General features: G+C 33.3%; 17 protein-coding genes. 10 read left to right on the forward strand and 7 right to left on the reverse strand.

The window, feature by feature from the left end:
• Position 1 precedes the first annotated feature (1 nt).
• Entirely contained in the window at positions 2-649 is a 648-nt protein-coding gene (locus IE051_RS12020) for a DUF4271 domain-containing protein (RefSeq protein WP_189361046.1), read from the reverse strand.
• A gap of 118 nt (positions 650-767) precedes the next feature.
• On the opposite strand from IE051_RS12020, the gene IE051_RS12025 reads away from it, so the two are divergent.
• The 3 genes from IE051_RS12025 to IE051_RS12035 are packed head-to-tail and all read left to right on the forward strand — an operon-like array spanning position 768 to position 3,407.
• Complete coding sequence (locus tag IE051_RS12025; protein WP_189361047.1) at positions 768-1,493, forward strand: polyprenol monophosphomannose synthase; 726 nt, start codon at positions 768-770, stop codon at positions 1,491-1,493.
• Between the two features lie 10 nt (positions 1,494-1,503).
• Positions 1,504-2,850, forward strand: a complete 1,347-nt coding sequence (locus IE051_RS12030) for a dihydroorotase (protein ID WP_189361048.1) — start codon at positions 1,504-1,506, stop codon at positions 2,848-2,850.
• A complete protein-coding gene (locus IE051_RS12035; RefSeq protein WP_189361049.1) occupies positions 2,847-3,407 on the forward strand; it encodes a DUF4296 domain-containing protein in 561 nt (186 codons plus the stop codon). Before IE051_RS12030 ends, IE051_RS12035 begins: the two co-directional genes overlap by 4 nt.
• On the opposite strand, the gene IE051_RS12040 is transcribed toward IE051_RS12035, so the two are convergent.
• Positions 3,376-4,377, reverse strand: coding sequence for an NAD-dependent epimerase/dehydratase family protein (locus IE051_RS12040; RefSeq protein WP_189361050.1), 1,002 nt, complete (start codon positions 4,375-4,377; stop codon positions 3,376-3,378). The genes IE051_RS12035 and IE051_RS12040 overlap by 32 nt on opposite strands.
• A gap of 88 nt (positions 4,378-4,465) precedes the next feature.
• Between IE051_RS12040 and tyrS the strand changes: the two genes are divergently transcribed.
• On the forward strand, positions 4,466-5,761 hold the full coding sequence (gene tyrS / locus IE051_RS12045) for a tyrosine--tRNA ligase (RefSeq protein ID WP_189361051.1): 1,296 nt from the start codon (positions 4,466-4,468) through the stop codon (positions 5,759-5,761).
• A 126-nt stretch (positions 5,762-5,887) separates the two neighbouring features.
• Here the strand turns inward: tyrS and IE051_RS12050 are convergent, their stop codons facing one another.
• The 3 genes from IE051_RS12050 to IE051_RS12060 form a co-directional block, all read right to left on the reverse strand.
• Positions 5,888-6,334, reverse strand: a complete 447-nt coding sequence (locus IE051_RS12050) for a YHS domain-containing (seleno)protein (protein WP_189361052.1) — start codon at positions 6,332-6,334, stop codon at positions 5,888-5,890.
• Positions 6,335-6,384: 50 nt separating this feature from the next.
• Positions 6,385-7,362: a LuxE/PaaK family acyltransferase gene (locus tag IE051_RS12055; RefSeq protein ID WP_189361053.1), complete on the reverse strand. Its 978-nt coding sequence runs from the start codon at positions 7,360-7,362 to the stop codon at positions 6,385-6,387.
• Positions 7,363-7,449: 87 nt separating this feature from the next.
• Positions 7,450-7,791, reverse strand: a complete 342-nt coding sequence (locus IE051_RS12060) for a T9SS type A sorting domain-containing protein (RefSeq protein WP_189361054.1) — start codon at positions 7,789-7,791, stop codon at positions 7,450-7,452.
• Between the two features lie 193 nt (positions 7,792-7,984).
• On the opposite strand from IE051_RS12060, the gene IE051_RS12065 reads away from it, so the two are divergent.
• Together IE051_RS12065 and IE051_RS12070 are read left to right on the forward strand one after the other, a co-directional pair.
• Positions 7,985-8,665, forward strand: coding sequence for a response regulator transcription factor (locus tag IE051_RS12065; RefSeq protein ID WP_189361055.1), 681 nt, complete (start codon positions 7,985-7,987; stop codon positions 8,663-8,665).
• Positions 8,666-8,671: 6 nt separating this feature from the next.
• Positions 8,672-9,715 carry a sensor histidine kinase gene (locus tag IE051_RS12070; RefSeq protein ID WP_189361056.1) on the forward strand — a complete coding sequence of 348 codons (1,044 nt, stop codon included), beginning with the start codon at positions 8,672-8,674 and terminating at the stop codon, positions 9,713-9,715.
• Here the strand turns inward: IE051_RS12070 and IE051_RS12075 are convergent.
• A complete protein-coding gene (locus tag IE051_RS12075) occupies positions 9,698-10,744 on the reverse strand; it encodes a glycosyltransferase (protein ID WP_189361057.1) in 1,047 nt (348 codons plus the stop codon). The two genes, IE051_RS12070 and IE051_RS12075, sit on opposite strands and share 18 nt — an antisense overlap.
• 183 nt (positions 10,745-10,927) lie before the next feature.
• Between IE051_RS12075 and trmB the strand changes: the two genes are divergently transcribed.
• Genes trmB through IE051_RS12090 form a run of 3 tightly spaced genes read left to right on the forward strand, consistent with a single transcriptional unit; the run spans position 10,928 to position 12,561 of the window.
• A complete protein-coding gene (trmB, locus tag IE051_RS12080; RefSeq protein ID WP_189361058.1) occupies positions 10,928-11,602 on the forward strand; it encodes a tRNA (guanosine(46)-N7)-methyltransferase TrmB in 675 nt (224 codons plus the stop codon).
• A 2-nt stretch (positions 11,603-11,604) separates the two neighbouring features.
• Positions 11,605-12,234, forward strand: a complete 630-nt coding sequence (locus IE051_RS12085; protein WP_229796797.1) for a LysE family transporter — start codon at positions 11,605-11,607, stop codon at positions 12,232-12,234.
• A gap of 3 nt (positions 12,235-12,237) precedes the next feature.
• Positions 12,238-12,561, forward strand: a complete 324-nt coding sequence (locus IE051_RS12090) for an MGMT family protein (protein WP_189361059.1) — start codon at positions 12,238-12,240, stop codon at positions 12,559-12,561.
• A gap of 17 nt (positions 12,562-12,578) precedes the next feature.
• On the opposite strand, the gene IE051_RS12095 is transcribed toward IE051_RS12090, so the two are convergent.
• Complete coding sequence (locus IE051_RS12095; RefSeq protein WP_189361060.1) at positions 12,579-12,968, reverse strand: hypothetical protein; 390 nt, start codon at positions 12,966-12,968, stop codon at positions 12,579-12,581.
• Between the two features lie 395 nt (positions 12,969-13,363).
• Here IE051_RS12095 and IE051_RS12100 point away from each other — a divergent pair, with 395 nt between their 5' ends.
• Positions 13,364-14,500: an Mrp/NBP35 family ATP-binding protein gene (locus IE051_RS12100; RefSeq protein WP_189361061.1), complete on the forward strand. Its 1,137-nt coding sequence runs from the start codon at positions 13,364-13,366 to the stop codon at positions 14,498-14,500.
• Positions 14,501-14,503: the final 3 nt, after the last annotated feature.

Below are 14,503 nucleotides of genomic sequence, written 5' to 3' on the forward strand. Positions count from 1 at the left end.
GTTATTTGGTAACAAACACCTTATATAAAATGATATAGGGTGCAATTTCAAGAGCGCAAAGATACAAAATAAAATAAAATAAGTTGTTTTTTATTAAACTTTGATGTGTTTTTAGAGAGCTTATTAATCCTATCACATTTATCATTATCAAAATAGCGGTAATTGCATAAATAATATTAAGTGTAGGTTGAAAAGTGAAAATCAATAAAGCATTTATAGGTAGTAATAAGATACCAAGATAATTTTTATAAGTTGTTTTCTGAAATAAGTATAAATCTGTTAATGCATCAATTTCAAAAAGACTACCAATTAGTCTTTCTACCAATACTTTTATTAGAAAGAACACAGCAATACCTACTGCTAGCTTAAACATGTTATTTATGGGTAACTTATTTGTTTCTTCTGTGAAGCGATAGGTTATCATGCAGAAAACAGAAATAGACAGAATTAAATTACTGAATAATAAAGCGTCAAAATTGTCGAAAAACCTTTGCTCTCTCGAATAAATCTTGATATACTTATCATTACCTATTATAAGAATAAAGTCATTAAAGCGTTTTGGGGAGACTAATTTGGCAATGGCCACCACAATTAGACTAACAACCAATAAAACGGTAAATAACTCGTTTGAAACTATGTTACGAAGCATGGCCTAAAATTATTATAATTTTTAAGATTGTTGCTTATTATTAAGAAATATTTAAAAAAAATAATGGTGTAATACTGTACATTTGCTAAAAATAAAAAGGTTTCAATTAAAATTAAATATGACGGATACCGTTGTTATTATTCCTACATATAATGAGATAGAAAATATTGAAGCTATTATAAGAGCTGTGTTTTCTCAGTCTGATAATTTGCATATCCTTATTGTGGATGATAATTCACCAGATTTAACCTATTTAAAAGTAGAAGCGCTTCAGGGAGAATTTAAAGATAGGTTGTTTTTGGAAGTGCGCCATGAGAAATCAGGATTAGGAACAGCCTATATTCATGGGTTCAAATGGTGTTTGAATCATGGCTATGAGTATATTTTTGAAATGGATGCAGATTTTTCACACGACCCTAAAGACATTTTGAGATTGTACGATGCCTGTCATAAAGAAGGGGCGGATTTGGCTATTGGGTCTAGGTATGTAACTGGAGTTAATGTTGTAAATTGGCCAATGAATAGAGTTCTTATGTCATATTTAGCCTCAAAATATGTTCGGCTAATTACTGGCATGAAAATTCATGATACTACCGCGGGGTTTATTTGCTATAGGAGAAAAGTTTTGCTTGCTATAGATTTAGATAATATAAAGTTTATTGGGTATGCTTTCCAAATAGAAATGAAATTTAAAGCCTACTTGAAAGGGTTTAAAATAACTGAAGTCCCTGTTATTTTTACAGATAGAGTTAAAGGGGAATCTAAATTAAGCTCTGGAATTATTTCAGAGGCTATATTTGGAGTGTTATCCATGAAATTAAAAAGTTTGTTTAAGAGGACTTAAGAAAAACGATATGAAACAAAAAAATACGCTTATAAAAAATGCTAAAATAGTAAATGAAGGCGCTATTGTTAGTGGAGATATTTTGATAGAAGGTGAATATATTAAGCAAATAGGAGCGTCCATAAGTCCTAAGTCAAGCGATGTTCTAGTTATTGATGCTGAAGGCAAATATGTTTTACCTGGAGTGATTGATGATCAAGTGCATTTTAGAGAGCCCGGCTTAACACAGAAAGCAGATATAGGTACAGAGTCTAAAGCTGCAATTGCTGGTGGAATTACTTCTTTTATTGAGATGCCTAATACCAGCCCACAAACAACAACCATAGAGAAATTAGAAGAAAAATTTAGTATTGCTGCTAAAACATCATCTGCTAATTACTCTTTTATGTTTGGAGGAACCAATGATAATTTGGATGAAATACTGAAACTTGATGTTAATCAAGTTGCGGGATTAAAGTTGTTTTTAGGTTCTTCAACAGGGAATATGCTCGTTGACGACCCTAAAGTTTTAGAGAAGATTTTTAAAAGTACAGATATGGTGATTTCTGTACATTGTGAGGACGAAGGCACGATAAAAAGAAATTATAAGGAATATCATGATAGATTTGGCGATGATATTCCCATAAAGTACCATCCTATAATTAGAAGTGAGGAAGCGTGTTATTTGTCATCTTCCAAAGCCATAGAGTTAGCAAAGAAAACGGGAGCAAGATTGCATGTGTTTCATCTCTCTACAGGTAAAGAGACGGACTTATTTTCTAATAAAATACCTTTAAAGGATAAGAAAATCACAGCAGAAGTTTGTGTGCATCACCTATGGTTTTCTGACGAGGATTATGATAAAAAAGGGACGTTTATCAAATGGAATCCCGCAGTAAAAACAAAGGCTGATAGAGAAGAATTGTGGGAGGCATTACTCGATGATAGAATTGATGTTATTGCAACAGATCATGCACCGCATACTTTAGACGAGAAAAACAATCCGTATGCCAGTGCGCCCTCTGGAGGGCCTCTTGTGCAACATGCTCTGCCTGCAATATTAGAAATGTATCACAAAGAAAAAATTTCTTTGGAAAAAATAGTTGAAAAAATGTGTCATAACCCAGCTATTTTGTTTGACATAGAACGACGAGGCTATATTAAGGAAGGCTACTATGCCGATTTAGTATTGGTAGATTTGAATAACCCTTGGACCGTAAAAAAAGATAATATTTTATATAAATGTGGCTGGTCACCATTTGAGGGAGCTACTTTTAAGTCCAGAATAACGGATACCTTTTTAAATGGTACTTTAGTATATAAAAACGGTAAATTTAAGGATGTTAAGGCTGCAAAGCGATTAACTTTTAATAGATGATTTTAAGACAAACCATATTATTCTTTTTCATACTCATAACGATTTCGTCTTGCAATCGATTTAGAGGTCCAGATAAACCTGAAAATTTAATTTCTAAGGAAAAAATGGCTGCCATTTTAATAGATTCTAAATTTTTAACTTCTGGAAATAATACAACTAGAAAGGCTATAAGGGATAGTAATGTGAATGTGAAAACTTATGTGTATTTAAAACATAATATTGATAGTTTACAATTTGCTATGAGCAATAGTTATTATGCTTTTCATCTTGATGAGTATGAAGAAATATATAATTTGGCAATTGATAGTTTAGAACGGTTGAATATAAAATTGAAGGAGGTTCAAGCTGAGGAGTGGAAGGAGCAGACGAAAAGAGAAGAAGATTCATTGAAATTGGTGAATAAAAAGAAAGATTCTCTAAACCTTATAAGTTCTAAGGATTCTCTAGGACTAATTTCTAATGTGGATTCTATGGGCGTTAAGCAGCTCGATTTGAATTACGAAAAAAAGAATTCTTTAATTAATCCTATTTCTGATACGCTTGACCTACAGCAGTAATAGTTTCCTCTATGCTTTTAAATTTGTAAGCCAAAGCAGTTTTTATTTTGTTATTACTATAACAGCTTTCTGTGGATAACGATTTAGCGAGATGTTTTGTTAGTTGTCTCCTTTTTCCAGTAACTTTATGATTCACCCAATCTAGCCTCCATGCAATATTAAGCAATAATTGCGAGGCGGTTTTTGTTGGCACTTTTCTATTTATTGATTTGGCTACCGCTTGTAAAAATTTCTTGAATGACCAGTTTTCCGCAATTAAGATGTAACGTTCGTTAATTATTTTACTATCCATTAAAGCAATCATGATATTCACCACATCTTCCACAGCAATAAGACCAACAGTGCCTTTGGTATAAAACTTTAGTCCTTGGGCTGCTTTTTTAAAAATACTACCCGATCCATATTTCCATATTCCAGCACCCAGAATGACACCGGGATTAACAATTACAGCATTTAGTCCTTCTTGGGTTCCCCGCCAAACTTCAATTTCAGCACCGTATTTTGTTATGGCATATACGTTATTATCAGCTTCAGGTTCCCATATTGTGTCTTCAGTAATTAGGCTATTATCTAAAGTTGTTCCTAATGTTGCAATAGAGCTTACGTAACAAAGTTTGTCTATGTTATTTGAAATAGAAAGATTTACAATATTAGCGGTTCCTTCAATGTTTGTTTTTCTTAAAAGGGGGTATTTGTCAGGTTCAAAAGACACAAAAGCAGCGCAATGATATAACCTAGTAATGCCTTTAAAAGCATTTGACAGAGCTGGAATGTCTAAGAGATCGGCTTTTACCCATTCTATGGATTCGAAAGCAGTTTCATAGTCTTTTGTATAGTATGAAAAAACATTTTTAGTATTCTCAAGCTTTTTGTCATTCCTATAAATGGCTCTTATTTTTTCTTCTCCACTGGTAAGCTTATATAGCAAATGTGCTCCCACTAAACCCGTGCCTCCTGTTACTAAAATCATGCATCTAAATTAAAGAATTATTAAGAATCCATAAGGAATTATGCCTGTATTTTTATCTTTGCATAGTTTTGTAAAAAAAGAAGGAATAATGAATAAGAATTTTGTTGAAGAATTAACTTGGAGAGGTATGATACATACGGTTATGCCTGGTGCCGAAGAGCATTTGTTAGAAAGTATGCGCAGTGCTTATGTTGGGTTTGATCCTACTGCAGATTCCTTACATATTGGGAATCTAGTTCCTATTATGCTTTTAGCACATTATCAGCGTTGTGGGCATAAACCAGTTGCTTTAGTTGGTGGTGCTACAGGAATGATTGGCGATCCTTCGGGGAAATCTAATGAGCGTAACTTGTTAGATGAGATAACGTTACGTCATAATCAAGAAGCCATAAAGGCGCAGTTAGCACATTTTTTGGATTTTGAAAGTGATAAAACCAATGCGGCTGAATTAGTTAATAATTATGATTGGATGAAAGAGTTTTCTTTTCTTGAGTTTATTCGTGATGTTGGCAAGCATATTACCGTTAATTACATGATGGCCAAAGATTCTGTGAAAAATAGAATTTCATCGGATTCATCCGAAGGAATGAGTTTTACAGAATTCACTTATCAGTTGGTGCAAGGCTATGATTTTCTACATTTATATAAAGCCAATGATTGTTCAATACAAATGGGTGGTAGTGATCAATGGGGTAACATCACCACCGGTACAGAATTAATAAGAAGAATTTCCGGAGGAAAAGGATATGCCATTACTTGTCCTTTAATTACTAAATCAGACGGGTCTAAGTTTGGTAAGTCAGAAGGAGGAAATGTATGGTTAGATGCCAACAGGACATCACCTTATAAGTTTTATCAATATTGGCTAAATTCTAGCGATGAAGATGCCGAAAAGTATATTAAGATTTTTACCTTCTTAAATAAAGCGGAAATAGATGCTTTAATTGAAGAGCATAAGGAGGGGCCGCATATGCGTTTATTGCAAAAGCGACTAGCAGTTGAAATTACCACAATGGTACATTCTAAAGAAGATTTAGAAAATGCGATTACAGCCAGTAATATATTGTTTGGTAAGTCAACAAGTGAAGATTTAATGGCATTAGATGAAAACACCTTTTTAGATGTTTTTGATGGGGTTCCAAAAACACAAATAGCCAAGGCTGAAATAGATCAAGGTTTAGATATTATTGGGGCTTTAGCTGAAAAAGGCGGCTTTTTAAAATCTAATGGAGAAGCAAGACGTGCACTGAAAGAAAATTCAATTTCTGTTAATAAGGAAAAAGTAAAGGATGACTATCGAATTACGCTTAAAGATTTAATTAATGATAAATTTGTCTTGTTACAGCGCGGTAAGAAGAATTATTTTGTTCTACAAGTAGTCTAAAAAAAATAAAGCCTGATGATAAACATCAGGCTTTTAATTTAGCTAACCAACCAAATAAACTAAATTTTTCTTTTTCAAAGCTAAAGTTTTTGTCGGTGACCTTTTTGATAACTTACAGAAATACTTTTATTTTTTTAGTTTTATTTTTTCCCAATTAGCATTAGCCAATTCAATTAGGGTGGCTTCGTTATTTTTCTGCCAAAGTTTTAATGTATTCGTACCCCAAGAGTTGTAAAATAAATAGAGATTTCCGTCATCAATTAAAAACGTTTCTGGATCAATAGAAACCTTTTCGCTTTTTTTTGCGATTGCATAAGCGCAATACCCGCCATATTTTGGAACGTATTTGCTCGGGTTCTTATTGAATTTTTCTTGATTTTTTTCTGAAGAAAATTTATAGTTAGCACCATCAAAAGAGACTGTATATTTCCCAAGACCTTCTGCAGGCTTATTGTCAAAATAGGCTACAACGTCAAAGCCGTTAGCAATAAAACCTTTTTTAAGATTGTAATCTATATCTTGGGCGGTTGCGGATAAGCATGTTAGGGCAAATAGAAGGAAAATGTTTTTCATGACAAATGGTTTTTTTAATAAGTCTCCAATTAATCAAGAACTTACAACCATTAAAGCATCATAAGATTACATCCCCTAATATCAGAATTATCAAATCTCCCAATAACCTCAAAGGAATTATCCGGATTTACTTTACCTAAATCTTGAGTCGCAATAAAGGAACATGAATTTATGTTGGCTAAGTCAATAATATTAATACCCCCCGTTTTTCCTGTAGTTTGAATATGCAAGGCGTCTTCGGTGTCACGAGTTAAAATTTTCATCCATGGAGGGCAATTAAATGCACCATAACCCTTGGAGTACCCTTGGCTTAAAAGTTCAGTCATACCATATTCACTATGAATACAAGAAACTCCAAAGCCGGTTTTTAAAATGTCATGTAATTCATGTCTAATTAGTTCTTTTCTTCGTCCTTTCATGCCCCCTGTTTCCATTATTATGGTGTTTTTTAATTGAAATTGATAATGTTCAACTACATCTAATAATGCAAAAGAGACCCCTATTAATAATATTTTTTTTCCTTGCGCATCTAATTGCTCTAAAGTATCCCTTAATTCTGAAATATTATTCAAATAGAATCCGCTTTCAGGGTGTTTAGAAGTCTTTATCATGGCGTCAACCATGTAAATTAGTGAAGAACCCGTGCGTTCCAAATAAGAGGGTAGTAAGCCTAGAATCACATAATCATCAATATTGCCATAAAAGTATTCAAAACCTTTAGTGAAACTAGCTGTGTAAATGTCCAAATTAGTAACATGATGTTTACTAGTCACGGAGCCCGTGGTTCCTGAACTTGTGAATGTCATTTCTATGTCATCCGTGGAGCTTAAAATGGATTTCGTTTTAAAAAACTGAATTGGCAAAAAGGGAATAGCCTCAATACGATTTATTTCACTTGGATGAACGTATAATAAATCACAAAAAGACCGGTACACGCGATTGTTTTCAAATTGGAACTTGAAGACCTCTAGAGCACGTTCTTTAAATTCTGTTTGGGTTTTTATTTTAAATATATTTTCTACCTTCATCTTAGTAATCCTAATAGTTACAAAAGTATATAAAATAGAAAAGCATTGTCTTAGACAATGCTTTCATTTTTTTGTTTGTTAACACCGTTATCTTATCACGAGTTTTCTAGTCTCACTTTTTGTGTTTTCAGTAACTTTTATAATATAAACACCTTTTTTTAAATTGGAAATATCTAATTCCCGACCTGTAATTTTAGTGTTAAAAATCCTTTTTCCTAAAACATCATAAAACTCAATATGCTTCAAGGCATTGCGTTCTGATGTTATGTAAATTAATTTTCCCGAGCTATATGCAGGATTAGGATATATAGTTAAACCCTGGATATTTTGATCAAAACCTTCTTGTAGACCTCTATTCTGTGCACCATTAATTTGTACTGAAAAAAAGGCTATGACCGTAATTAAAAATAAAAAGAATTTTCTTAGCATACCATCTTTTTTGATTCATTAAGATAATATGCTAGTGCAAAAGTAGTGCCAAAATATTGTTAAAGATGTTTTTTGATGTCTTAAGTTTAAGCCCATGTAACAGGTTTGTTATTTTAATGTTATTAATTATATTATTTGGTTTAAATTATGGTTTTAGTCCTATCTTTACTACAGTAAAAGAAGATCAGTAAGAATGAAAAAGAAAAATATAAAGATATTACTTGTTGACGATGAGCCAGATATCTTAGAAATAGTTGGTTATAATTTGTCTAATGAGGGGTATCAAGTTATTACTGCTGAGAATGGACAGGAGGGTGTTAAAAAGGCAAAAAAAGAACTTCCACATTTGATTATTCTTGATGTTATGATGCCTGAAATGGATGGTATTGAAGCCTGTGAAATTATTAGGCAGAATAAAGACCTGAGCAATACCATAGTAACCTTTTTAACTGCTAGAGGGGAAGATTATTCTCAAGTTGCTGGATTTGATGCTGGAGCAGATGATTATATAACAAAGCCTATAAAACCAAAAGTTCTAGTGAGTAAGGTAAAAGCACTTTTGAGACGTTTTAAAGAAGATAATGCTCCAGATACTTTAAAGGTAGGGAGTTTGGTTATTAATAGAGATGAATACAAAATCACGTCTAAAGGAAAAGAAATCATTCTTCCTAAAAAAGAATTTGAATTATTATCTTTGTTAGCGTCCAAGCCAGGCAAAGTATTTAAAAGAGATGAAATACTAGATACGGTTTGGGGTAATGAAGTGGTAGTTGGAGGTAGAACTATAGATGTTCATATCAGAAAACTGCGTGAAAAACTTGGTGATGAAAGCTTTAAAACTATAAAAGGCGTAGGTTACAAGTTTGTAGATTAATCTGCTATGCAAACAAAATTCAAGAAATCATATCGTTTCGCGGTAAGAACATCGGTTTATATCACCCTATATACAACACTCTTAATGGGTGTTTTTTTTTATTATTTTACTGAATTGAAATGGTTTGCTTTGCTTTGGTATGCCATATGTGTTTTCTGTTTTACTTTTGTTATTATTCAATTTAGTGTAGAACGCTTTATATATAAGCGGGTAAAAAAGATTTATGATGACTTAACCCTTTTGGAATCTGCAAATATGAGTAATGGACCTATTACCACCAACATGCAGACCCTTACCGAGGAGATTGATAAGTTTGCAAGAGATAAAAAGTTAGAGATAGAGACCTTAAAGGTTAGAGAGGAGTATAGACGCGAGTTTTTAGGAAATGTATCTCATGAACTAAAAACACCATTATTTACGGTTCAAGGTTATGTGTTGACTTTGCTTGATGGAGGCATTAATGACGTAAATATAAGAGAAAAATATCTAGAAAGAGCCAGTAAGGGCATTGAAAGGCTGGGTTATATAATTAATGATTTAGACATGATAACCAAACTAGAAGTTGGTGATTTGAGTTTAAATATTGAAGTTTTCGACATCGTGGAATTGGCTAAACATACGTTTGAAATGTTTGAAATGAAGGCGAATAAGAAGAAAATCACATTCACCTTTGACAGGGATTATTCAGAACCCATCATGGTAAGAGCTGATAAAGAGCGAATACAGCAAGTTCTGGCTAACTTAATAGTAAACTCTATTAAGTATGGAAGGTTAAAAGGAACTACTGAGATTAGTATTGAGAACCTAATCAAAAACAAGGTGATTGTTAGGGTAACAGACAATGGTGAAGGGATTTCTAAAATACATATGCCTAGGTTATTTGAACGTTTTTATCGAGTGGACAAAAGTGGTTCAAGAAAAGAAGGTGGTTCAGGTTTAGGTCTTTCTATTGTGAAACATATTATTGAAGCCCATAGAGAACGTATATACGTAGAAAGCGAGTTTGGCGTTGGGAGCGAGTTTTCCTTTACTTTAGAAAAGGTTCAATAATGTTTTAAAATCAATGGTAGTATCAATAGATTTAAGGCCGTAATACGAATTAACATCATTCAATTTTTTTAAAGTAAATTCTTTTTGCTTAGCGCTGGGTACGAGGCGCATTTCCGTGAGTCTTTTTGCTAAATATTCCTGTTCAAATTGACCTGGTGTGGGAATAAAGAATGCTTTTTTATTAAGTTTTGCCAGATCCATAATGGTTGTGTATCCAGATCTTGCAATTATGAGTTCGCTTTCTTGTATAGTTTTCTCAAGTAATTCAGAAGTCATATAGTTATAAACACTAATATTATTTCCGCTACTAATAGTTTGTTGATCCTCTATAACCCCTTTAACAAAAATTACGTTTCCTGAGTAGGCATTTAATTCAGATAATAGTTTTTCTTCTAGAAGCGTTCGCTGCGGTTCAGGGCCCGAGAGAAGGACCATAATGTCGTTTTTAATAGCTACGGTTTTTGGCGTAAATCTGCTTAAAGGGCCAATGTATTTTATTGGAATATCTATAGAAGAATCATGGCCTAATTGCCCACTTAAATTAGGGGCCTCTTGAACATCTGGCACCCAGCAAGTGTCAAATTTTTTGATAAAATTTTGATGAATCTTTGTGCTTAACCATGAGGTGTTTCCGCTTAAAACATTTAATTGATGCGTTATAAATACGGAAGGGACTTTCTTGTTTCGCACGCCAAATCTATTGTCTGAAATAATCCCAACAATATTGGTGTCTTCTAGCGTTCTTGATATTATTTTATTTTCTTCTTTTATAGCTTTTAGAATTGAAGGTGAATCTTTAAGTAACTTCAATTTAAAGAGTTTGCCGTTTTGTGCATAAGTAATATTATAGGACGGTAATTCTATAAAAGGTAAATGAGGAAACTCTTTACGAAGTAGACGTAAGGGAGACCCGTCACTTGCAATTATAGGTGTGAAATTATGATTTATTAAAGCCTCAATAATTGGGATGCACCTGGTGGCATGTCCAAGGCCCCAATTTAATGGGGCTACTATTATTTTTTTCTTCATTTTAGATCATTTATAGGGAACTTAAATCCATATATGTCAAGCCTTATTTTGTTAGAAACTTGCTTTATTGATAGGTGCTTTTTTCAGGTTTTAGATAAAATCAAAGATAAGGATATAAGCGCTCTCATATAATTCCTTAATTTTACCAAAATTTAATGAATATTAAGAAATAGTTACGAGGTTTTGGGAAGTAAAAACAAATTGAGAAGATTTAGGGAAAATGAAACTTTTGCAAATGTCATTCAACCGAGTAGAGAAGAATTGGTTGAGTCAAATTTTCCTTTTAAAGGCGTTTGGAGAGAAAAGTTTTTTAAAAACAACAACCCATTAGTTCTCGAATTAGGTTGTGGCAAAGGTGAATATTCAGTGGCCTTGGCTAAAAAGTATCCAAATAAAAATTTCGTTGGTATTGATATAAAGGGCGCTAGATTTTGGCGTGGCGCAAAAACAGCCCTTGAAGAGAATATTCCTAATGTTGCTTTTTTACGCACTCAAATAGAGCTTATTGATCATTCTTTTGGCACTCAAGAGGTTGATGAAATTTGGATAACTTTCCCGGATCCACAAATAAAATATAAGCGCACAAAACATAGGATGACCAATGCTCAGTTTTTACAACGATATAAACAAATTTTAAAACCTGATGGCGTAGTTAATTTAAAAACAGATAGTGAGTTTATGCATGGTTACACTCTTGGTTTGTTGCATGGTGCTGGTCATGAGGTGTTATATGCCAATCATAACGTTTATAAACAAGAAGGTAGTCCAGAAGAGGTTACAAGTATTCAAACCTTTTATGAGTCTCAATATCTGGAGCAAGACAAACCAATTACGTATATTCGTTTTAAAATTAACTAAACTTGGACCTTACCATTGTTTTTTTTCTAGCCTTTATTTTAACATTTATTGGGGCCATGCCTCCTGGAATGTTAAATATGACCGCTGCTAAAATAAGCCTTAAGGAAGGACATGTACGGGGGATAGTGTTTTCTCTAGGCGTATGTGTGATTAATCTTTTTCAAATATATTTGGCGGCTATTTTTTCAAGGTATTTAAGCAAGCATCCTGAAGTTATTAATGTGTTGAGGTTTATTGGGCTTATAATATTTATTTTAATTACCATTTATTTTTTTTTCATAGCCAAATCAAATCCCAAACAACAAATTGATCCAAAAATAAAAAGTAAGCATAGTAGGTTTTTTCAAGGGGCATTTTTAGCGTCTATCAATGTATTCCCAGTACCTTATCATGCCTATATTACGATTACGATGGCTTCGGTTGGATTAATGACATTTGAAAATGCTAACATTATTACCTATTTATCTGGTGGCATCATTGGTACTTTTGTGCCGCTCTATTTATATATATACTTTTTTGACAAAATCAAAGATAGAACCTTTACCTCTCCGAAGAATATGAATCGTATCATAGGGGGTGTTACAGGTATTATTTCCGTGTTAACGCTTATCAATATTTTAAACGATATTTAAGTTTTGAAGCCAGAGACCCTTAATTTTTTTGATAAAGTATATGAAGTAGCTCGGCGTATTCCTTACGGTAGAGTAACAAGTTATGGTGCAATTGCCAAATATTTAGGGGCACCCCGAAGTGCAAGAATGGTTGGTTATGCAATGAATAATTCTCATGACAAGGACGTGCCAGCGCACCGGGTAGTAAATCGTAAGGGGTTGTTAACCGGTAAGCATCATTTTGATGGAACAAACCTTATGCAGCAACTACTAGAGAGTGAAGGTGTTACAGTTGTTGAAAATCAGATTCAAGATTTAGAAAAGATTTTTTGGAACCCCACATTTTAAACTAGTTTAAGTAGTTTTTAGCTCGATATTAAATTGTGTTTAATAGTTAGTGAATTTTTCCTTTGTTCAGATAACCCTTTTATTTTTTCCAACAAGTTAATTTCATTGTTAAACAGCGTTTTTTTAAGGGCCTGCATTTCTTTTTCCATGTGTTCTTTTACCTGTTTCTTGAGGTCTTCAGTAAAGGATAAGTTAAATGATTTCTTATATAAATAGACGTGGTTAGAAAGTATGACTTCGTTGTCACTAATACATATGGATACTTGATTTTCTTCATCCAACAAATAGTACTCATCAGAAATTGGAGATATTAATTTTTTTATAGAACTGTCTTCCGAATAGTTGTTTATTATTTCAACTATACATTGAGAATCTTCTCCGGTTGGTTTTTTTCCAAAATTGAACATAGCGTATTCTTTAAATAAAGTAGCTAGGTAGGTAGATATATTAAAACAGCTAAAATTTCTTAGTAATAAATGTTTTCAACTGCTTTTTGCGGACAAAGCGATTTTTAATTGGAATCTTATTTTCTTTTCACCTAAGTTACAAAATTTTGAAAACAAGAGAGTTATAAAATTTAGAATTTTTTTTAAGACCATAGATTTTAGTTTATTCGAACCCTTTCTGTGCGTTGTTTTACGTTTAATTATGAGCGGGATTATACGCTAATTTCTCTTTAGTCTCGATTTTAAAATACTATAATAATTATAGATATCAGCATAATTAAAACTTCTTACAAGGGGTTTCGGTCTTCAGTCTTTATTGTCTATCTTTGCCTTTAGAATGATTCTTAATAAAAGAAATGAAGCTTAATAAACAAGATATATTAAAAGCACTTGAAAGTATAACTGTGCCAGGAGAAGGACAGAATATGATTGAGAGCGGTGCAGTGAAAAACGTAATTACGTTTGGAGACGAGGTAATTGTGGATATTACTATTAATAACCCAAGTCTACAGGCTAAAAAACGTACGGAGGTTGATATTTTAAAGACCATACATGAGCAGGTTTATGCCAAAGCAAAAATCACGGTTAATGTAAAAGTTGACGCTCCAGTCAAACCTAAAGGAAATGTTATCAAAGGAAAACCAATTCATGGTATTCAAAATATTGTAGCAGTAGCTTCAGGCAAGGGCGGAGTAGGTAAATCTACTGTAACCGCTAATTTGGCAGTATCACTGGCAAAAATGGGTTTTAAAGTTGGCGTTTTGGATGCCGATATTTATGGGCCATCTATTCCAATTATGTTTGATGTTGAAGCCGAAAAGCCACTAGCAGTTAATATAGACGGCAAATCAAAAATGAAGCCTATTGAGAATTATGGGGTTAAAGTATTATCTATTGGTTTCTTTACGCAGCCAAATCAAGCTGTTGTATGGCGAGGACCTATGGCGGCAAAAGCTTTGAATCAAATGATTTTTGATGCGCATTGGGGCGAGCTCGACTTTTTACTGTTAGATTTGCCTCCAGGAACGGGAGATATACATTTGAGTATCATGCAGTCTCTACCAATTACAGGGGCAGTGGTTGTTAGTACCCCTCAAAATGTGGCCTTGGCAGATGCAAAAAAAGGCGTGGCCATGTTTCAGCAAGAGAGTATCAATGTGCCTGTTTTAGGGATAATTGAAAATATGGCGTATTTTACACCCGCTGAATTACCAGATAATAAGTATTTTATTTTTGGTCAAGAAGGGGCGAAAAATTTAGCTGAAGATTTAAATGTACCATTTTTGGGAGAGTTGCCTTTGGTTCAAAGTATAAGAGAAGCTGGAGATGTAGGACGTCCTGCAGCTCTACAAACTGCAACGGCATTAGAGCAGGCTTTTGAAAAGTTAACTCAAAATGTAGTTCAAGAAGTGGTGAGACGAAATGATGATTTACCTCCAACCGAAGCTATTAAAATTACAACTATGGCAGGTTGTGCAGCTGTAAAAAAATAAGTT

Origin of the sequence: Algibacter mikhailovii (assembly GCF_014651495.1) — a bacterium.
Taxonomy (GTDB): Bacteria; Bacteroidota; Bacteroidia; order Flavobacteriales; family Flavobacteriaceae; genus Algibacter_E; species Algibacter_E mikhailovii.